The sequence below is a fragment of the Paenibacillus sp. ALE3 genome (genome assembly GCF_054113405.1).
This window is the reverse complement of record NZ_CM134214.1, coordinates 2,885,471-2,907,049: the sequence shown is the minus strand read 5'-3', so window position 1 is coordinate 2,907,049 and position 21,579 is coordinate 2,885,471. Positions and strand designations below refer to the sequence as shown.

Here is a 21,579-nt window from a genome sequence, read left to right as displayed (position 1 = left end):
CCCCCTAAGTAAGTTTAGTTAGTAAGTTACCACGTAATATTACAATATAAAGATAATATCTGTCAACACTTCTATATTAAATTTACTTTGAACAGCTACTTTATTTTTTACACTGTAAAATTTGCGTGTTTCTTTTGCAAAATATCATTTTTGCGGTAAAATTTAAATGTAAAGTCTAATGAAGAGAATGCTTGGATAGGCGAAGAAGGAAATGAACATGGTGCCAGCAAGATATAACACCATAGTTGAACGAAAAAAGGTGAGTAGCTTGAAGATAGGTTTTTTTGATTCGGGATTGGGTGGAATTACAGTATTGTCTGAGGCGCTAAGACGTTTGCCAAACGAAAATTTTGTTTACATGGCGGATACGCTTCATGTTCCTTACGGAACGAAAACACCCCAAGAGGTGCTTGGTTATGTCAAGGCTTCGGTACAAACGATTCTAAAAGAGGATATTAAGGCATTGGTGATTGCCTGCAATACGGCTACAAGTATCGCGGTGGCAGAGCTAAGGAAGGAATATAAATTTCCGATTATCGGAATGGAACCAGCAGTGAAGCCAGCGGTCGAGATGAACCGAGCCAATGGTAAAAGAGTTCTGGTGCTGGCGACACCGTTGACTTTAAAACAATCTGGTTATGCAGCACTGGTATCCAGAGTTGACGATCATGGAAGTGTGGACTCACTGCCTTTGCCGGAGCTAGTACAATATTGCGAACAGTTGAATTTTGACCAAGCAGAATTGTTCAATTATTTTAACCATAAGCTGTCTTCGTTTAACCTAGATATTTATGGTACGGTCGTATTGGGATGTACACATTATCCATTCTATAAGGAAATTTTGAGAGAACTGCTGCCTTCTCATATTCAGCTCATTGATGGGAGCCACGGAACGGTCAAACGCTTGAAACAGGTGCTGTCCGAGCGTAATTTGCTGGCATCCCCGGTAAAAGTGGTTCAACCGCAGGAGGGACACGTCACTTTTCTATGCACCAGTCAGGATGAGACCTATGTCCATAAGATGGAGCGGGCGCTTGAAATCTATGCGGAGCATGAAAAAATCTATTTTTAAGACAGAACGGCTGGCGAACAGGTGGGCTAGATCAGCAATCCGAAGCGCCAGCCGCATTATTTATGGATCAGATGCATAGGGAGGTTTTACATGGACATTCAATTCATCCTGAATGAGCTTTATGAAGCAGGCGTGTTTGAAAGCCATATGCAAAATCTCAAACCGCTGACTGGTGGAACTTCGAGTGAAGTGGTTGTTATTATGGACGGTACCAGACCACGATATGTAATTAAACAAAATGATCCCGCGATTGTAAAAGCCGAGGCAGAATTTTTACTTACCTATGCACAGATTGAGAAGCTATCTCGAGTGATTTATGTAGATTCCCTACATCGTTATTTGGTATATGCGTTCAAGCCAGGATTCACTAGGCAATATAGTGAAGGAAATAAGGGTGATTTGCTGCTCAGTCTGGCGACAGAAGTCATTGCACACTACAAATCCCTTGGAGAAGAACGCGAGTATGGTTATTCGGATCATCCGTTTGTGGAATGGAGAGATTTTCTGCTTCACAGAACAAAAGAATCCGAAAAGATTATACAAGACGTTTTACCCCCAGAGAATCATCGGTTCGTCCATACTCTTGTGGCCGGATCGCCGCAACGGAATCTTAAATATTTGCTTCATGGCGATTTCGGAGTACATAATTTTGTGTTTGCCGAAAATGGTACATTGACAGGTATTATTGATCCTGATCCAGTAGTGGGAGAGCCTCTGTATGATTTGATATACGCCTTTTGTTCTTCACCGGATAGGCTGACCGTCGATACCATTTTGCCAGCGGTAGAGACGCTTAGGCCAGAGATGACAGGGGAATATGAGCTGAACAGGGAAGTGTTACAGGGATTATACTTTCGGATAGCTACCTGCATTCGCCATCATCCGGGAGATTTAGGCCAATATACAGAAGCGTGGAACTACTGGCTGAACAGGGTTCGCTGAAAGGAATAGAAAGCATGAATATACAAGGATGGAATCACATTTGCTTTTCAGTGTCTAATTTGGAGAAGTCTATACAATTCTATCAGAATGTACTAGATGGAAAACTACTCGTTAAAGGACGTAAGCTGGCTTATCTGGATTGTCTAGGAATGTGGTTGGCTCTCAATGTGGAAGAGGATATTCCGAGAAATGAAATTCATCATTCCTACACGCATATTGCATTTTCGGTAGCGGAAGCGGATTTTGAAAGTATGCTTAACAAGCTGAGAACACTTAATGTCACCATATTGCCTGGACGGGAGCGGAATGAACAGGATAAAAGATCGGTCTATTTTACAGATCCAGATGGACATAAGTTCGAATTCCACACAGGACAATTGCAGGATCGCTTGGAATATTATAAAAATGCTAAAAAACATATGACTTTTTATGAATGAGTAAGCGTTATCAAAAAATGATGAGCAAATTTTGATTTTACATACGGGAGCGGAGGAATACAGAAGTATGTCATTGTCGCAGGAAAGTGGCTCCAAGCAAGCGCAGGCCGTTAAAGCGATGACGGTTTTCGCAATTACTTGGCCGATCTTCATAGAAATGCTGTTTCATATTTTGATGGGTAGCGTGGATACATTCATGCTGAGCCATGTTTCAGATGAGGTTGTATCGGCTGTCGGTGTATCCAGACAGTTGATTGAATTTACGATTATACTCTTCAATCTGCTTGGTCTTGGAGTAGGTGTGATCATTGCTCAGTTATTGGGTGCGCAAAAGCATGTGGACGCAAGCCGTGTTACCGCATCGGCACTAACCTTTAATCTGGTATTTGGCCTGGCGCTAAGTTTGATGTTTATCGTAAGCCGGGATTTTTTATTATCCTTCTACCATATTACTCCGACAATCAAGGAAAATGCAGAAATCTATATGATGCTGGCAGGGGGTTCGCTGTTTCTGGAAGCCCTTATGCTAACCGCAGGGCCGGTCATTCGCTCGCATGGTTTTACCAAAGATACGATGATCGTAGGCATCGGCATGAATATATTGCATGTTGTGGGGAATGCATTGCTCATATACGGCTGGTTTGGTCTGCCGCAAATGGGAGTGGCGGGAGCAGCGATTTCAACGGTTATTAGCCGCGTCGTAGCATGTGTGTGGATTTTTATCCTGCTGTACAAACGTGTAAGTGCGCCCATTCGTATCCAATATTATGTACAGCTTCAATGGAGCAAGCTGGTGGCGATCCTCAAAATTGGTATTCCTGCCGGGCTGGAATGGCTTTCTTATCAGCTTAGTCAAATGATGGTGACCCGATTTGTCAGCTTTATGGGTACAACAGCGATTGCAACTCATTTCTATACGAATACGATTGTGTATTTTTTTATGGTATTTGGAATGGCCGTCGGCGAGGGAACCGAAATTATTGTGGCTCGCCTGATTGGAGCTGGAGACAAGGAAAAAGCATATCATCAACTTTTACGTAGCCTGAAATGGTCACTAGTCATTACGATTGCTGTGATCGTGGCTGTATCCTTTTTCCGATATGAAGTGATGGCAATCTTTACGGATGAGCCAGCGATCATTCAATTAGGGGCAGCGATTTTGTTGTTCTGTATATTGCTGGAGCCGGGCCGTGTGTTTAACCACGTGGTCATTAACTCCTTGCGAGCAGCAGGAGATGTTCAGTTCCCGTTAATGATGGCCATCATTTCAATGTGGGGGATTAAAATCCCGTTAGCATATGTGCTAGGCATTCATATGGGATATGGTGTGCTGGGTGTGTGGATTGCACATGCATGCGATGAATGGGTACGAGGTATTTTTCACTATTTACGCTGGAAAGGCCGGAAATGGCAACACAAATCGCTGTTATCTAAGGCTGAGTTACAAGCGGAATCAGCATAAAGCTCATAGAGATACTAGAGCAGACATTTTCCAATTGAATTGGTTGATGTCTGTATTTTTTTGCAAAAATAAGAAAATTGGGATGTTCAAACTTTTCAAAAATTGCTAGAATATAGTAACCTCGAACACAGTAGAGGTTTTCAAAGTTTCAAAGACGGATGGTTTCCGATTGAATCCATGAAGGAGGGAATAAGATGGAACGTAAAGTGCATATCATTCCTTACCAAGTGATCAAGCAGGAGCAACAAGTGAATGAAATACCGCGAGGGGTGGAGCTGATCCAGGCTCCTGCGGTATGGAACCAGACTCGAGGCCGAGGAGTAAAGGTAGCGGTGCTGGACACGGGCTGTGATTCGGACCATCCGGATCTGAAGGCACGCATTATTGGTGGCCGCAATTTCACGGATGATGATGAAGGTGATCCGGAAATTTTCAAGGATTACAACGGTCACGGTACACATGTGGCAGGAACCATTGCGGCAGCGGAAAATGAGGATGGTGTCGTTGGTGTCGCCCCGGAGGCGGATTTGCTCATCATCAAAGTGCTAAACAAGCGGGGTTCCGGTCAATATGACTGGATTATCCAGGGTATCTATTATGCGATTGAGCAAAAGGCAGACATCATCTCGATGTCGCTTGGCGGCCCTGAGGATGTGCCTGAGCTTCATGAAGCAGTAAAAAAGGCTGTAGCCAGCCAAATCCTAGTCATCTGTGCAGCTGGAAATGAAGGAGACGGTGACGATAGAACGGACGAGCTCGGCTACCCCGGCTGCTATAATGAAGTAATCAGCGTAGGTGCTATCAACTTTGACAGACATGCCTCAGAATTCAGTAATTCTAATAATGAGGTGGATTTGGTTGCGCCAGGAGAAGATATTTTGTCCACCGTTCCGGGCGGAAAATATGCGACCTTTAGCGGAACTTCGATGGCTACTCCGCACGTAGCAGGTGCATTGGCGTTGATTAAGCAGCTGGCAAATGCAAGCTTTGAGCGTGAACTCACCGAACCGGAATTATACGCCCAACTCATCAAACGCACAATTCCACTCGGCAATTCTCCTAAGCTTGAGGGCAACGGACTGCTGTACTTGACAGCAGTGCAGGAGCTTTCCCGTATTTTCGACACGCAACGCGTAGCGGGAATATTGAGTACAGAATCGTTGAAGGTTAAATAAGTCGTAACAACGGACTATAAAGACTCTCCTAAGCGGAGAGTCTTTTTGTGCGCTTCATTTATTTGAGAACCTCCATTTACATCGCATTCAAATGTGGGGTAACCCGGAGTGAGAGCATAAGCTGCATTGTGTATATATGTTTCCTACATAAAAAGATCACAGTCAGAGAGCAGTAGCCTCATTTTCTGACTGTGATCTTTTGCTTTTTTATGTCTAGCTAAGGGGCCGTACCTTGATAAGCTATATGCGTAATTATTGTGCACCCTCAGTAACAGCGATTTCTTTCTCCAGATTTTCTCTGGACAAGTTGGCGGTCAAGTAATCTGGTGTTTCGGGCAGCACAAGATGTAGATTGGATTTTTGGCAAATGCGAATTGTGCACTTGTCGACAACAAAATCAAAAACATGCCCGCCTCCAGTGCGTTCATCATTGATAAAATGGAGATGAAATCCGGCTACTCCAATCCCTTGGGCATAAGCAGGTGTCCAAAAGCCTGTGATTACGCCGGAAGCGTCATTAAAAGTAAAGGTAGGCTGTGACTTGGTTGCTTCGATAAAAGGTTTGTAAGGCTTCACTTGATGAGGCACGGTACGTGTCTTTACTTCACGAAAAGTGCCATCCATACGGAATGCATAGAACAGATTCCGGCTTGGAAACAGCTTTAGCAGCAGAGCTTCCAGCTCTTCACGGTGCATGGGATGATCAACAGTATATGTGAAATCTTCGCGGAAAAAGGTGACGGTGGAAAACGGAGTGGTTTCTTCCGGTTTTACACGATGGGCCGTACCGTCTGGAAGCAAGTGATAAAATTCACCATCGAACGCGATCATCTCGCCATTCAGTTGATCAAAGGTACCAATTCCGAAATCCCCGTGCTTTTGTAGCTCTTCAAAGGCAATAACTCCATCATAAAGACCATCTAATAGAGCAAGCATAGTGGACGTTTGGTAAATATCATGATCAGTTTCTTGCTTGGTTTCCAGTCCTGCAACGGTCATGGTAATACACTTCCTTTTGTAATTGTATGCATTCATTTTCTTTCTTTTTCAATAATAAACGTAAAGTTTCAGTGAATAACACAAATAGCTCAAAAAAATTATAAAAAAATAACGTTTTGTTCCTTAATTGTCACGAAACCGTCACGAGAGAGTCTTGGTAAAAGTTAGTTTAATTGATTTGGTAGCAGTTTACGTCCCAACTGGATATTATCTTGATAATCAATCGGAATATCAACGACCACAGGACCATCCGTAAGAAGTGCCTGCTGCAATACGCTTTCCAGTTCTTCAGGAGAGTGCACGCGTAATCCGGTAGCCCCAAAACTTTCTGCATATTTGACAACATCGACATCTCCAAATTTTACTCCAGACGTTCTGCCGTATTTAATCTGCTGTTGAAAGGCAACCATGTCATAGGTACCATCTCTCCATACGATATGCACAAGCGGAGAGTTAAGGCGTACAGCGGTTTCCAGCTCCATGGATGAAAAAAGGAAACCTCCGTCTCCAGAAATAGAAACGACTTTTTGACCAGGGTTGACGAGTGTAGCAGCAATCCCCCAAGGCAGTGCTACGCCCAATGTCTGCATTCCGTTGCTGAATAGCAGGCGCCGCGGTTCATACGAACGGAAATAACGTGCCATCCAAATGTAGTGTGAACCGACATCACAGGTGACTGTGACGTTATCATCAATCAGGCTGCGAAGTGTGCGAATAAATTGCAATGGATGAATCAGAAAATCATGCTTGTGGGCTGGAACAGCTGCTTGCTCGTTCAGATCATGGCGTAGACGATTCAATTGGTCGCAGGAGGATTTAGGTAGTTTTAAGGTAGGTAACTCTTCTGCGAGTCCACTCACAATCAGTCCTATGTTCCCGATTAATTCGTAGTCTGGTTGATAATCATGATCAATATCGGCTTGATGGTCATCCAGATGAATGAGTGTTCGGTTTGCCGGAATGTTCCAGTTCTTTGGGTCGTATTCGATAGGATCATAGCCAATCGTCAGTACCAAATCTGCGGCTCCAAGAAGCATATCACCCGGTTGATTTTGGAACAGCCCCACTCTTCCAAAATAGTGGTCTTCCAGTTCACGGGAGATGGCTCCAGCGGCCTGGAAGGTTTCGACAACAGGCAGATCTGTATCTCGAATAAGAGCACGGATAGCTGCGGTGGCTTCAGGCGTGCTGGCTTTCATACCGAGAAGAAGTACGGGCAGCTTAGCTTTTCTGATTTGGTCTGCGACTTGTTTGATGAGCGCGGCAGGGGCGGTTCCAAGTTGGGGAAGGGAAACCTTCTCAATGGCTGTTACTTCGGATGACGAAGTCAACACGTCCTGCGGCAGGCTGACAAATGTGGCTCCAGGCTGGGCTGAGGTCGCAATCCGAAATGCATTAGCAATTGCTTCGGGTACATTATCGGGGTGTTCTACTTCAACACTGTACTTGGTGATGGGTTCGAATAGTCCAGCATTATCCATAGATTGATGTGTGCGTTTCAAGCGTTCGGATCTTGGGACTGCACCCGCAATGGCGACGACAGGATCACTTTCTGCATTCGCGGTGACAAGTCCTGTCGCCAAGTTAGACGCGCCTGGACCTGAGGTAACAATGCATACGCCCGGTTTACCGGTTAATCGACCGACCGCCGCTGCCATAAAGGCGGCATTTTGTTCATGACGACATACGATCAATTCGGGCCCCCGATCTTGAAGAACATCAAAAACAGAATCAATTTTGGCACCTGGAATGCCAAAAATATGGGTAACCCCTTGCTTGATCAAGCAATCGACAACAAGGTCGGCTCCTTTTGTATCGGATATAGTTTTAGTTTCAACAGCTTGCACTTTTGTACTCAATGCTACCACCTCTTCTTCTTCGTCTGTGAAATAAATCAATGAAATACTTTCAATGTAAATCAATGGATGTATATTGCAATTATAATACAATAACTGGTATTTTCAAGAAAGAAATTTTCAGAAAAAAGAAGAAAATCATATAAAACGTTTTCAAAGTTTGATTTATCGCGGAAATTAAAATTTGTGGAATTTTCTTGTGGTTTCGGTTATCGAGAAGGGTTAAGAACAGATCTCCCCAAAGGGGGGGAGATCATTTTTATCCGCTCACATGATAAAAATCACTTTCCTCTACAAAGGATAGCGGTTACAATGTAATTGTTGTTAACGTAAACATTAAATTTAAGGTGAAGTAAACCAGTATGACATGATGTACAGGTATCATATTATAGCTGTATTGCCCTGTACAAATCATATGGATTTCTTACTGCTATGGACAATGTAATTGTTAAAAGGAAAGTGGTGTCTCGGGTATTTTTGTTAACGTTAACAAATAGCTAAGAAACATGATTATAGAAGGGATGAGAAAGTAATGACCAAAACGTTTTTAGACGAAAACTTTTTGTTGAGCAATCCAACGGCTGAAACCTTGTATCATCAGTATGCCAAGGATATGCCGATTATTGACTATCATTGTCATTTAAGTCCACAAGAAATTTATGAAAATAAAAAATTCAAGAATATTACGGAAGCTTGGTTGTACGGTGATCATTACAAGTGGAGACTTATGCGGGCCAATGGGGTCGAGGAGCGATTGATCACGGGTGATGGTGAAGATTATGACAAGTTTCTGGCTTGGGCCAAAACTGTTCCTACATTGATCGGTAACCCGCTGTACCATTGGACGCATTTGGAGCTTCAACGCTTTTTTGGTGTCTATGAGTTGCTGAATGAACAGAACGCACCTGTGATCTGGGAAAAGGTAAACCAAAAGCTGCAAGGACCGGGCTATGGGGCACGTGATTTGATTGTGAACTCAAAGGTAACTGTGGTGTGCACCACAGATGATCCGACCGACCATCTCGAATACCACAAACAAATTAGCAAGCTGGCCGATTTCCCAGTAGCTGTGTTGCCAAGTTACCGTCCCGACAAAGCTTTGGAAATTAATCGTGAAACCTTCCAGCCATGGGTGGCTCGATTGGGTGAAGTCAGCGGATTGGACGTTTCCGGGTTTGAAGGATTTTTGAATGCGCTGGCAAGCCGGGTGCGCCATTTTCATGCTGCCGGAGGCCGGGTATCTGATCATGCTCTGGATACTGTAGTTTTTGAAGAAACAACACCGGAGGAAGCAGCATCCATATTTAGCAAGGCGCTGGAGGAAGGTCATGTGACTCCTTTGGAAGAGGCGAAATATAAGTCGTACGTTCTGGTCTTCCTTGGCAAACAGTATGCAGAACACGGCTGGGCGATGCAGTACCATATTCATGCGCTGCGTAACAACAACACTGCGATGTTCCGTCGATTGGGACCGGATACAGGCTATGATGCTGTAAATGATGGCTCCCTCGCTCGTCCACTGGCAGCATTGCTGGACGCACAGGAACTGGCAGGAGGATTGCCGAGAACCATTTTGTATTCGCTTAATTCGGTTGACTATCCAGTATTGGCAAGTCTCGCAGGCAGTTTCCAATCCGGCGGTACAGTAGGGAAAATCCAGTTTGGTACCGCATGGTGGTTTAACGACCATATCGAAGGCATGCAGGAGCAGATGAAGCTGCTGGCTAATTACGGAGTGCTGTCCCGCTTTATTGGCATGCTGACGGATTCCCGCAGCTTTCTATCCTACACACGTCATGAATATTTCCGCCGTATCCTTTGCGATTTAATCGGAACGTGGGTTCAGGAAGGCAAGGCCCCTGAGGATCTGGAACTGCTCGGAGCCATGGTACAAAATATTTGCTACAATAACGCCGAGCAATATTTTAACTTCCCAACGGTTGTTCATAGTAAGTGATGCTACTCTCTAAAGTGAGAACTCACTAACTTCAGAGAAAAGAAGCTCTTGCTAGGAGCTTGTACCAAACTCCCGGCAAGAGCCATTGAAAAACAAAATAGATATCAATGAATATGTGAAAATAATTACAAGTATAGAGGAGTGTGTAGGTATGGGAGTGCCTATCGTGCAGGAGAGCGTCCAAACTGACAACAAGACAGGTGAGCATATTAGCCTGAAAGAAAAGATTTCGTATGGTATGGGTGACTTTGGAAACGGATTCATGTTTGATTTGGGGCAGCTGTATTTGCTGAAATTTTTTACGGATGTAGCAGGGGTTTCTGCTGGAGCCGCCGCGGGCATTTTCTTGGTCAGCAAGCTGTTTGCCGCCGTCTGTGATCCTATTGTCGGGTCCTTTGTTGATTATCGCAAACATATCGGTACACGTGGAAAATTTAGACCTTTTCTTATCGTTGGAAGCGTTATCCTTGCAATTCTTACGATTCTTACCTTTATTTCGCCGAATATTTCACCCACAGGCAAACTCATTTACGCCTACGCGTCCTATATGATCTGGGGGATCGGCTACTCTATTGTTAATATTCCATACGGCTCGCTGGGTGCTGCCATTACGCAGGATACTCAGCAACGTGCTTCGTTGTCATCTTTCCGTCAGGCAGGATCACTAGGCGCATTATTCGTAACCAGTGTCGTGGTCATGCCGCTTATTTTATTGTTTCCTAACCATCATGTCGGCTATCCGGTGGTCATGGGGATTATGTCATTCATTGGTGTGATCGCTTTCATCATATGTTACCGTGGAACGAAAGAACGTATCATTAGCCAGTCCGGGCCAAAAGAGAAGTTATCTTTAGGCGTGATTGTGCATACCTTTACGAATAATAAACCCTTGCTGGTACTTGTTTTAATGACGATTTTCACCATTTCCGCTTACAATATCAAGTCCGCACTGTTGATCTATTTTGCCGAATATAATTTGGGGCATGTAGAATTAATGGCGTATATGAATTTTATTATTATCGGTTCGTCGCTGCTGGGTGTATTGTTCCTGCCCAAACTGGTACGGCGCTTTGGTAAACGAAAAACAGCCATCTTGGGAATGCTGGTTAGCGTCATAGCCGATTCCATTAACTTTTTGATGCCTTCCAACGTATATATTTTCACAATTCTTGCGAGTATTTCGTTCATTGGTATTAGTATTCCCAACGGGGTTACCTGGGCATTTGTGTCCGATATTATTGATTACGGCGAATGGTCATCCGGGGAGCGCAAGGAAGGGATTACCTATTCACTATTTAACTTTTCACGTAAATTGGCTCAATCCTTGTCTGGCTTTCTATCGGGTATTGGACTGGCGCTTATCGGGTATGTACCGAACGTGGTTCAATCCTCTGGAACGTTGCTTGGAATCAAAGCCTTGCTTTGTCTTTATCCGGCTGTTGCCTTGGCTTTGGCCATGCTGGTAATCGGTAAAATGTACAAGCTGACGGACAGCAGACATGCAGAAATGGTTCAAGAATTACAGCGTCGACATGCGGACAACCGCGTATAATTTGTGAAAGTCTTCTTTTCCGGGCGGCTCCTGTGGTATGGTGGGTATATAATCTTTTTAGAGCCTCACTAAGGAAAGGATACGTATATGGCAGCTACTATTAAAGACATTGCCAAACTGGCTAATGTTTCCCATACAACCGTCTCCCGGGCGCTCAATAACAGCCCGCTGATTAAAGAAGATACGAAACGCAAAATTATGGAGTTGGCAGAGCAACTCAATTACATTCCAAATTACAATGCTAAAAGCCTGGTTCTCCAGCGCTCGCATACGATCGGCCTGTTTTTCACCAGTATTTCTGAAGGCACCAGCTCCAGCTTTTTTGCGGATACCATCCGTGGAGTTAATAACGTCATCGGGGTGGATTACAATCTGTTTGTGCGAGGAATTGACGATTACGCTGATTTTTCTGCTATTCATCGCAAGCGTTTTGATGGCATCATTCTGATGAGCCAAAGCGAAGCGGACAACCCTTTTATTTATCATGTACTAGGTCAAGGCATCCCGCTAGTTGTACTGAACCGGCAGGTGTCCGGAGCCGGGATTGTAAATGTGATTTCTAATGATAAGGAAGGCTCCTATGAAGCTGTTTCCTTTCTCATTGAAAGCGGGCATGAACGCATTGCGATCATCGAGGGGGTAGAAGGCTTCAAATCGACCCAGCAACGCCGCGAGGGTTTCATGAATGCATTAATTGATCGTGGTAAGCCAATCCGACACGAATATATCGTGCAGGGCCACTATGATACTGAAAGCGGAAGTCTGGCAATGAAGCAGCTGCTTGCCTTGAAAGAACCACCGACAGCGGTGTTTTGCTCTAACGATGATATGGCTATTGGTGCGATGAATGCGGTATTTGAAAACGGCTTGAAAGTACCAGAGGATATCTCTGTCATTGGTTTTGACGATATTGGTTTCTCGATGTATACGACTCCACCATTAACGACGGTCAAAAGACCGATTGAGCAGATTAGCGAGCGCGGAGCCGCTTGCATTCTGGAACGAATTCAGTCACCGTCCAATGAGGGCGAGCTTATATTTATGGAAACCGCGCTCATGAAGCGGAAATCGACGGCAGACAGACCACGCTGAGTTTTGTTATGTAAAAGAGGCAGGAACAATGCTTAAGCACTGTTCCTGCCTCTTTTTTGTTGAAATGAGCACTGCTTCGTCATGTATTTAACGAAAGAGATTGGTTTTAGCCAGTTCAACAATCTCGTCTCCGCGTCCGTTCAGCACGGCTTTCATCATCCACAGTGTAAAGCCCTCTGCTTGCTTAAGATTAATTTTAGGTGGCATGGACAGCTCCTGACGGTTCACCACCACATCTACCACAACAGGGCCGTCATGAGCCAATGCTTGCTGAATGGCATCCTCCAACATCGTAGGATCTTCAACCCGAATGCCCTTGAGTCCCATGGCTTGCGCTACAGCACCAAAATCAGGGTTAACCAGTTCAGTCCCGTTTTCCAGAAATCCGGCTGCTTTCATTTCCAACTCGACAAAGCCAAGAGCGCCATTGTTGAAAACAATAACTTTTACAGGCAGTTGATGCTGTTTTAGGGTGAGCAGGTCGCCCATCAGCATCGTAAGTCCGCCATCGCCTGAGAGGGCAATCACCTGTCGGTCAGGCTCAGTGGCCTGCGCACCGATTGCCTGCGGCAGTGCATTTGCCATCGTACCATGATTGAAGGAACCGAGAAGTCGGCGCTGACCGTTCATTTGTAAATAACGCGCTGCCCATACTGTGGGAGTACCGACATCACAAGTGAAAATAGCATTTTCCTCGGCGGTATCACTAATAACTTTGGCGAGATATTGCGGATGGATCGGCATATGACCTGGCTTACCAACCGCCAGATCGTCCAGCTCCTGGCGTACCTTGGCATAATGAGAGACGGTTTTTTCCAGATGCCTGGAATCATGCTCTGACGTTAAATGAGGAAGCAGCATTTCCAACGTTGCTTTTACATCTCCGCATAAACCATACGTCAACGGAGTGCGTCTGCCGAGATGGGACGGCTCTATATCTATCTGTAGGACAATCGCATCTTCAGGATAAAATTGTCTATAAGGAAAGTCTGTTCCAAGCATGAGCAGGACGTCACAATCCATCAAGGCATGGTACCCGGAAGAATACCCGATCAGTCCCGTCAATCCAGCATAATAAGGGTTTTCATATTCCAGATATTCCTTGCCTCGCAGAGCGGATACCATGGGAGATTTTAGCTTGTCACATAGCTGCATAAGCAAGTCGTGAGATTGAGCACAGCCAGCGCCGCATAGCAACGTAATTCGTTTACCGTTATTCAAATATTCGGCCAGCCGGGAAATTTCAGAAGCGGACGGATGGACGACAGGTGCTGTGGGGTGATAGACATGTTCAGGAGTGGGCACTTTTTCCGCTTCCAAAGCTGCTACGTCACCGGGAAGAACAATGACGGAAACACCTGAACGTGAAACTGCTTCCTGAATAGCCATGGTTACTGTTCTTGGAATTTGACGCGGTGTCGTAATTACCTCACAAAAGTGACTGCATTCTCCAAAAAGATGCTCGGGGTGCGTAGCCTGAAAATATTCACTTCCGATTTCATCACTTGGAATATGAGCTGCAATAGCGAGTACAGGCACCCGATTGCGGTGGCAATCATATAAACCGTTAATCAGATGCAGATTTCCGGGGCCGCTACTACCGGCACATACGGCAATACTGCCACTAAGATTAGCATCTGCTCCGGCTGCAAAGGCAGCCACTTCTTCGTGCCTTACATGAATCCATTCAATTTGACCATTGCTGCGAATGGAATCAACCATATTATTTAATGAATCTCCAACGATGCCATAGATCCGCTTGACCCCTGCATTGACCAAAACTTGTACAATAGTATCTGCGATTGTCTTCATAGATGCTCCTCCTGCCTAGTAAGTAGTGTTATCCTACCCGTGCTTTCTTGCGTCTATTCTGCTGAAATGTATATATGAACAAGGTCTCGGGAGAGGGTAATAGTTAGCCTTAACCGCCTTGGAACAGGTGCGAAACAACACATGAAGGACAATATACTTGCAGATTTTTATATAAACGTATATGTTAACGTGTTCATATTATTGTCATTATTATTTTTTAAAACTAAAAATATTGATAAAACTATTTTGTTAACGTGTGCATTATGATAAAATAACGGTGAAATCATTATGGTACTAGTGGGAGGCTACTCCGGATGAAACAAGTAGATGAATTAGACCAATTAAACAGAAAAAGCTTTATCATTACAGAACCGCATCCCGAGAGGGTACTACAATTCGGGGAAGGGAACTTCCTGCGTGCTTTTGTAGACTGGCAATTTGACAAAATGAATAAGCTGGCAGAATGGAATACAGGGGTTGTGATTGTACAACCGCAGCCAGGAGGTCTTGTGGAGAAACTTAACGTGCAGGATGGTCTTTATACGGTTATCCTTGAAGGAATTAAGGATGGGCAGGCCATGAAGGAGCATACCGTTGTGGAGTGTGTCACCCGTGGAATTAATCCTTACGGTCCGGAATTTTTGGAGTATGAAGCGTTATCCCAAAAGCCAGAACTGCGCTTTATTGTTTCGAACACGACGGAAGCAGGAATCGCTTATGCACCTGAGGATCAATTGGAAGATCGCCCGCAAAAAAGCTTTCCAGGCAAGCTGACCGCCTTTCTGTACAAGCGCTTTCAATTTTTTGAGGGCGATCAAAGCAAGGGACTGGTCATTATTCCGTGCGAACTCATCGACCGTAATGGAGACGCTCTCAAGGAAATCGTGCTGAAATATGCGAACCAATGGGAGCTTGGGGCTGAGTTTATTGCATGGATAGAGGAAGCAAATACGTTCTGCAACAGTTTGGTGGATCGGATTGTACCTGGTTATCCCAAAGACCGGATTCATGAAATCCAAGCGGAATTGGGTTACAAGGACGATTTGGTTGTTGTGGGCGAACAGTATCATTTATGGGTTATTGAAGGGCCACAGTGGCTTAAAGAAGAATTACCTGCTCATTTGGCCGGATTGAATGTACTAATTGTCGACGATATGGCGCCATACCGTACACGGAAGGTGCGCATTTTGAATGGGGCACATACGGCGCTTACACCTGTAGCCTATTTATATGGCCTGGATACGGTAGGGCAAGCGGTCGAGCATGATGTTATGGGCGAATATATCCAGTCGTTGATTCGAGAGGAAATTATTCCGACACTGGACTCGCCAGCAGCGGAATTGAATGTATATGCCGACGATGTGATTGAACGGTTCCGTAATCCCTATGTAAGTCATTATGTCATGAGCATCGCATTGAATTCGGTGTCCAAGTTCAAGACACGGAACTTGCCATCCTTGCTCCAGTATGTGGCACAGCACAAGGCGTTGCCTGCCAAAATCGTATTTTCGCTGGCGTCCTTACTCGTATTCTACCGGGGAGACAGAAATGGCGAGTCGATTGCATTGGCAGACGAAGCGGAAGTATTGAGCACATTTGGCGAACTGTGGAGTACCTATGACGGAACTCTCGCCGGAGCGAAGCAATTGACTGAGCAGGTACTCAGCAAACAGACATGGTGGGGGCAAGATCTGAATCAGGTTGAAGGGCTGGCTGAACAAACAGCGCAGCATGTGTATGAAATTACAAGCAGAGGAATGAAGGAGACGCTCGATTCTCTAACCGGGAACAGCGTACCCGGAGCATAAGCAAGGAGGAGACTGGAATGCTGGAATTCATTCAAATTCATGATCAAGATAACGTGGCTGTCGCTTTGCGTGATTACAAGCAGGGAGAAACGCTGGCATGGGGAGCACAAAAAGAACAATGCGTGGAGCTGGCCGAGGATGTAGCGCGTGGGCACAAAATTGCGCTACAGGACATACCTGAAGGTGGGCATGTCCTGAAATACGGATATCCCATCGGTCATGCCATTCAGCCCATTCAGGCAGGTCAGCATGTGCATACGCATAATACGAAAACGAATCTGACAGGTGTGGAGGAATATACTTACAAGCCTAAGCCAGCTCCTCATATATATGAACAGGAGAGTCGGACGTTCCAAGGATTTCGGCGAAAGGACGGTCGTGTAGGGATTCGCAATGAGTTGTGGATTGTGCCGACGGTCGGCTGTGTGAACGGAATTGCCGAACTCATTTTAAATCGTTTTAAGCAGGAAGTGGGAGATATCTCACCTTTTGAAAATGCACTTGTGCTCAAGCATAACTATGGATGCTCTCAATTGGGCGACGACCATACACATACGCGCACGATTTTGATTGATGCCGTGAAACACGCAAACGCGGGTGGCGTTCTGGTACTTGGTTTGGGCTGTGAGAACAATGAAATGAAAGAATTCAAAGAAGCCATCGGTGAATACGACTCGGAGCGGGTGAAGTTTTTGCTTTCCCAGGAGGTGTCGGATGAAGTGGAGGAAGGGGTAAAGCTGCTCCATGAAATATTTGCGGCCGTACAAGAAGATCGACGGGAGCCTGTACCTTTGTCTGAGCTGAACATCGGCTTAAAATGCGGTGGATCTGACGGCCTGTCGGGTATTACTGCCAATCCACTGCTTGGGCGTCTGTCGGATTATATGGCAGCACAGGGTGGAACGACTGTACTGACGGAGGTGCCCGAAATGTTCGGCGCGGAGACGATTTTAATGGAACGCGCTGCCGATGAGCAAGTATTTGATAAGATCGTACATTTGATTAACGATTTTAAACAATATTTTCTGGATTATAAGCAGCCAGTATACGAAAATCCGTCACCAGGCAATAAAGCAGGGGGCATCACGACACTGGAGGATAAATCACTGGGCTGTACACAAAAATCCGGGTCTTCCACGGTCACCGATGTCATTCAGTACGGGGAGCGTCTCAAGACCAAGGGACTTAATCTGCTCAGCGCGCCGGGGAATGATCTGGTTGCTTCTTCAGCTCTTGCTGCAGCGGGCTGTCAGCTCGTCATATTCACAACCGGGCGTGGCACGCCTTTTGGCTCCTTCGTTCCGACAATGAAAGTGTCAACCAACTCGCCGTTATATAAGGCTAAACCTCACTGGATTGACTATAACGCTGGTTCACTGGTGGAGGATGTCAGTATGGAAGAGGCGCTACGCAACTTTGTCGATTACATTATCGATGTAGCCAGCGGAACCTGGGTGAATAATGAGAAAAACAATTTCAGGGAGCTTGCTATTTTCAAAAATGGCGTTACGTTGTAAAGGGGTTGTAACCTAAAGGAGGCGGATGGATCCGCTTCCTTTTTTGTGTTTGAATACTTCTATATACGCTGTTAAACTTACTGCAAAATATGCTATATGGATATTCGCATAAGGGGGAAATACAGTGCAACATAAAATTATTGCTTATCGGGAAGAAAATCATGATCAACTCGTAGATATTTGGCATCGGGCAGTACGCCAAACGCACACATTTTTGTCTGAAGAAGACATTCAATTTTACCATCACATCATAAGTAACGGCGCTTTAAGAGAACTTGAAGTTTGGATGGAGTGTACGGTACTTCAGGAGCCGATAGGGTTTATCGGGCTGGACGGGCAGAAAATAGAAATGCTGTTTGTCGACCCTGAATGGCACGGACAGGGCACAGGCAGCCGACTCATCCAGCATGCTGAAAAAATAAAAGGGACGCACCTCAAAGTGGATGTGAATGAGCAAAACGAGAAGGCGCATGCTTTCTACAGACATTACGGCTTTGTACCAACAGGACGATCTGCGCTGGATGGATCAGGCCGGGCATTCCCTTTGCTTCATATGGAACTGAACAAATGAATGCTCTATAGGCATCCACATTTTGAAAATTGGAATATATTATAATTTCCTTGCCACATGTCTGATTTTATGATATAACTTAATTGCGTAATAAATACGTAATTAAGTTATTTTTAGTTGGAATATAGATCATGTTTTGTTTGATGAGTACAAAAGTCGGACAAGGAGGTGGGGAGGGTGGATGATCTTGTTCACTCCGACATCACAGATCTAGACACACTTGTTAACATGATTAAGCTGTCCTTTTCATTTATGGATGGTGCCAATATGATCGCTTTATGCGACCAGCTGTATTCCCATGTCAACCAGAAGTATCAGGAGTTGCAGCTCTACAAAGCATGCAAGAAACCTATACAACCCATACATACCAAACGGCCGTTAGTCTACTACTACGGCTACAGTCATCTTATGAAAGGCATGGCCTTCCAAAAACAGGGCAAGTATGAAGCCGCTCGAGATTGCATTGAAAAATATGCAGAGTTGGGCTGGTTTAATGGTCTCGATTCGTATGGAGAAGCAGAAGTGGAATATTATCGCCATGCTGCAAGAGCCAATTTATATGCTCTTGATATTTTATCGGGTCGTTCCGAGGTATTGCAGGAATACGTTCAATTTCTTCGTGACAATCCAGAAGAACTGTTACCGGGGCTTCTTTCCATTGTTGAGGGAGCGGCCAGACACGACTATCCTTTAGAGCGTGTGCTTGAATCATTTGCCGAACAAATTGAAGATTTCAAATATTTTGAAGAGCCTGTGAATGTATCCTATTATTTTCGCTTCTGCTATCAGCTGGCTCTTTATTATATAAAGCTGCGACAGTTTACGGTTGCGTTGGGCTATATTCTGCAATCTCTCAAGCTGTCCGATACCCTGGGTATGGAACATGAGCATGAGTTTAGAAAATGTACTGCTATATTTGAGATTTTCAGATCCCAAGCTACAGCAACACAGCAAGACCAATATATAACGATTCTAAAAGGAGTGTTAAAGGATGAAAAAATTGATTTCACGACCGCTATCGCTCAGTCTGTTTAGTTTGCTGGTGTTTGTTACTAGTCATGATCTCATCACTGTGTTTTATCATGGAGCCAATCATTAATAAGGGAAAATGGTAGAAAATTAGTTGTTTTAATTAACCCAATAGCAAGTAAGCTCATTAAGATCAGGGCTTGCTTGCTATTGGTTTTTTTTGCGAGGAATATTTAGGCAGTGGTAGGCTTGTGCAACAAACTTTGTTCTAATGGATGCAATGAAATCCTTGTCTGTTGGTAAACGGGGAATGTTTCTTCCGTACTGTATGATCCAATCTTTAACGCTGCGTCCAGTGCCCGTAGCAAGGAGCCCACGAATTGCTCTGGCGAAAAGTAAATACTTTTCCCGACCTTATGAATGTGATGCTCGTTATGGTCACGGTTGCTTACAGACAGCAATAAACCTTGACCCTGAAAACCCGTACCGATTGCACGTATTTTGTTTATACTCGATAGCAGCATTTCCGTTTTCAGCGCACGTCCTTGTTCCTCTACAAACACAGATATCAGCCGTTTGTCTGTAACGATAACAATTTGGTTGCCCTGAAACGTATGGCTAAGGTGCAGGAAATCTTTATACACTCCAATAGTCTGCTCATGCGGAGAAACAATCCCCATTCGTACAAACTCATCCAACTCTGTGACGTCAGGCTCCTGATGATTTTTAATTCGTTTTTTGATACTGAACTGAATGGTCAAGATCCCCAAGATAGCTATAAGAAAAGCACTAAGACGGACGTGATATACAAAGAACATTAGGACGATAAAGGCGCCGAGTATCCATTGTCCCCAAGTCAAATAACGCAGCTTTTGCTGTGCAGTACGGCGATAATAACCGTATCCCTTTCCCGGTTGATACTCTTTATTAAACTTCGTCATACCACGCATCATGGTTAATCCATAGATTGATAAGACTGTCATTGCGAGTCCCAGGAGCGCCATAAACCATTCCTCAGCTGCAATGCCAACTAAAGTACACAGGCCAAACATGATGAGCCCTGCCCAGCAGGCAAACCTTTTTATCCGAACCTGTTTCTGAATCGAACGAACCAATTCTTCCATTCTTAATCCTCCTGATCTAGGTCATAGGTAATGATTGGAATTCCATATAGTCTTATCGTACCACCTGATAGTCTTTTTTGTAAATTAATAGATATAGAAAATCCAAAGTCTGGAAGAAACTTTTTACGTATTGTCCTATCTCCACCTGAACTTTAGACACCAAAATCAAAAAATCAAGTACTACTCATTAGAAGCAAAAGCCCCTAAAATAATAAATGTAAGTGCTTACATTATAGAGAAGGGAGGTCTTCTGTATGAGTACAGGATGGAAAAATCCACAACCACAACCACAACCATCGGTTCGATCGGGGAGATGGACGTCACTAGCCCGCAGATGGGGGGGGCAAAAACATTTGCAGACCATGGCACTACTGGGAGTGGTATGGATGATTATTTTCCATTACATTCCGATGTACGGCATTTTGATTGCTTTCAAACATTTTGACATTATTGGTACTATATCAAGCGCACCATGGGCGGGGTTAGAGCATTTTCGCACCTTCTTGGAGGATGATAACTTCTGGTATATTGTCAAAAATACACTGGGCATTAGCCTGCTTAAGCTGGCGATCGGGTTCCCGTTACCTATTGTATTTGCTCTGTTTCTGAATGAAATCCGGTCTACGCGGTTCAAAAAATCCATTCAGACCATTTCGTATCTTCCTCACTTTCTATCATGGGTCATTCTTGGCGGGATTTTAACCACGTGGCTGGCAGATACCGGATTGATCAATCAACTGTTACTAGCTTGGGGCTGGATCGACCAGCCGATTAGTTATTTAGCGGAGCCGGGCTATTTTTGGACTATCGTCGTCAGTTCGGATATTTGGAAGGAGCTTGGATGGTCAGCCATTATCTATTTGGCAGCAATGGCGGGCGTATCTACGGACATGTACGAAGCGGCCACCATTGATGGAGCAGGACGGTTTCAGAAAATGTGGTACGTCACACTTCCTGCGATCAAGGGCACAATATCCATTTTGTTTATTTTAGCGGTTAGCGGCATATTGAACTCCAACTTTGATCAAATTCTTGTCCTGCGTAACTCGCTGAATGAGAGTGCAAGTAATGTAGTTGACATTTATGTGTATCAGGTGGGCATTCAGCAGGGACGTTTTTCGTATTCTACTGCGGTAGGATTGCTGAAATCGGTTCTTGCTCTCATTTTGCTGCTGATAGCCAATTCTGTAACCAAACGGATGAATAATACCTCTCTATTTTGAAGGAGGACGGA

General features: G+C 44.6%; 17 protein-coding genes. 13 read left to right on the top strand and 4 right to left on the bottom strand.

What is annotated here, in order from left to right:
* The first annotated feature begins 217 nt into the window (after positions 1-217).
* The 5 genes from murI (at position 218) to ACXHJ2_RS12460 (ending at position 5,088) form a co-directional block, all read left to right on the top strand.
* Entirely contained in the window at positions 218-1,072 is an 855-nt protein-coding gene (murI, locus tag ACXHJ2_RS12480) for a glutamate racemase (protein ID WP_165079962.1), read from the top strand.
* Positions 1,073-1,162: 90 nt separating this feature from the next.
* Positions 1,163-2,014, top strand: a complete 852-nt coding sequence (locus tag ACXHJ2_RS12475) for an aminoglycoside phosphotransferase family protein (RefSeq protein WP_165079961.1) — start codon at positions 1,163-1,165, stop codon at positions 2,012-2,014.
* A 14-nt stretch (positions 2,015-2,028) separates the two neighbouring features.
* A complete protein-coding gene (fosB, locus tag ACXHJ2_RS12470) occupies positions 2,029-2,451 on the top strand; it encodes a metallothiol transferase FosB (RefSeq protein WP_025679014.1) in 423 nt (140 codons plus the stop codon).
* A gap of 67 nt (positions 2,452-2,518) precedes the next feature.
* A complete protein-coding gene (locus tag ACXHJ2_RS12465; protein WP_165079960.1) occupies positions 2,519-3,913 on the top strand; it encodes an MATE family efflux transporter in 1,395 nt (464 codons plus the stop codon).
* A 194-nt stretch (positions 3,914-4,107) separates the two neighbouring features.
* The gene (locus ACXHJ2_RS12460) at positions 4,108-5,088 is read left to right on the top strand and encodes a S8 family peptidase (protein ID WP_165079959.1); all 981 of its coding nucleotides are present in this window, start codon (positions 4,108-4,110) and stop codon (positions 5,086-5,088) included.
* Positions 5,089-5,340: 252 nt separating this feature from the next.
* Here ACXHJ2_RS12460 and budA read toward each other — a convergent pair whose 3' ends face one another.
* On the bottom strand, positions 5,341-6,087 hold the full coding sequence (gene budA / locus ACXHJ2_RS12455) for an acetolactate decarboxylase (protein WP_165079958.1): 747 nt from the start codon (positions 6,085-6,087) through the stop codon (positions 5,341-5,343).
* Between the two features lie 164 nt (positions 6,088-6,251).
* Complete coding sequence (gene alsS / locus ACXHJ2_RS12450; protein WP_185156505.1) at positions 6,252-7,955, bottom strand: acetolactate synthase AlsS; 1,704 nt, start codon at positions 7,953-7,955, stop codon at positions 6,252-6,254.
* A 520-nt stretch (positions 7,956-8,475) separates the two neighbouring features.
* On the opposite strand from alsS, the gene uxaC reads away from it, so the two are divergent.
* The 3 genes from uxaC (at position 8,476) to ACXHJ2_RS12435 (ending at position 12,544) form a co-directional block, all read left to right on the top strand.
* Positions 8,476-9,900 (top strand): glucuronate isomerase, encoded by a 1,425-nt coding sequence (uxaC, locus tag ACXHJ2_RS12445; protein WP_165079956.1) that lies wholly within the window; start codon positions 8,476-8,478, stop codon positions 9,898-9,900.
* A 151-nt stretch (positions 9,901-10,051) separates the two neighbouring features.
* Positions 10,052-11,452 (top strand): MFS transporter, encoded by a 1,401-nt coding sequence (locus tag ACXHJ2_RS12440; protein WP_165079955.1) that lies wholly within the window; start codon positions 10,052-10,054, stop codon positions 11,450-11,452.
* 87 nt (positions 11,453-11,539) lie between these two features.
* Positions 11,540-12,544 (top strand): LacI family DNA-binding transcriptional regulator, encoded by a 1,005-nt coding sequence (locus ACXHJ2_RS12435; RefSeq protein ID WP_025679019.1) that lies wholly within the window; start codon positions 11,540-11,542, stop codon positions 12,542-12,544.
* An 87-nt stretch (positions 12,545-12,631) separates the two neighbouring features.
* Here ACXHJ2_RS12435 and poxB read toward each other — a convergent pair whose 3' ends face one another.
* Positions 12,632-14,356, bottom strand: a complete 1,725-nt coding sequence (poxB, locus tag ACXHJ2_RS12430; RefSeq protein ID WP_165079954.1) for a ubiquinone-dependent pyruvate dehydrogenase — start codon at positions 14,354-14,356, stop codon at positions 12,632-12,634.
* Between the two features lie 314 nt (positions 14,357-14,670).
* Here poxB and ACXHJ2_RS12425 point away from each other — a divergent pair, with 314 nt between their 5' ends.
* The 4 genes from ACXHJ2_RS12425 to ACXHJ2_RS12410 all read left to right on the top strand — a co-directional run bounded on the left by ACXHJ2_RS12425 (position 14,671) and on the right by ACXHJ2_RS12410 (position 19,287).
* Positions 14,671-16,164 (top strand): tagaturonate reductase, encoded by a 1,494-nt coding sequence (locus tag ACXHJ2_RS12425; RefSeq protein WP_165079953.1) that lies wholly within the window; start codon positions 14,671-14,673, stop codon positions 16,162-16,164.
* A 17-nt stretch (positions 16,165-16,181) separates the two neighbouring features.
* Positions 16,182-17,681 (top strand): UxaA family hydrolase, encoded by a 1,500-nt coding sequence (locus ACXHJ2_RS12420; protein WP_165079952.1) that lies wholly within the window; start codon positions 16,182-16,184, stop codon positions 17,679-17,681.
* Between the two features lie 124 nt (positions 17,682-17,805).
* Positions 17,806-18,252, top strand: a complete 447-nt coding sequence (locus ACXHJ2_RS12415; RefSeq protein WP_058710476.1) for a GNAT family N-acetyltransferase — start codon at positions 17,806-17,808, stop codon at positions 18,250-18,252.
* 177 nt (positions 18,253-18,429) lie between these two features.
* A complete protein-coding gene (locus ACXHJ2_RS12410) occupies positions 18,430-19,287 on the top strand; it encodes a DNA-binding protein (protein WP_165079951.1) in 858 nt (285 codons plus the stop codon).
* A gap of 167 nt (positions 19,288-19,454) precedes the next feature.
* Here the strand turns inward: ACXHJ2_RS12410 and ACXHJ2_RS12405 are convergent, their stop codons facing one another.
* The gene (locus tag ACXHJ2_RS12405; RefSeq protein ID WP_165079950.1) at positions 19,455-20,345 is read right to left on the bottom strand and encodes a hypothetical protein; all 891 of its coding nucleotides are present in this window, start codon (positions 20,343-20,345) and stop codon (positions 19,455-19,457) included.
* Between the two features lie 254 nt (positions 20,346-20,599).
* On the opposite strand from ACXHJ2_RS12405, the gene ACXHJ2_RS12400 reads away from it, so the two are divergent.
* Positions 20,600-21,568 (top strand): ABC transporter permease, encoded by a 969-nt coding sequence (locus tag ACXHJ2_RS12400; RefSeq protein WP_165079949.1) that lies wholly within the window; start codon positions 20,600-20,602, stop codon positions 21,566-21,568.
* Positions 21,569-21,579 lie beyond the last annotated feature (11 nt).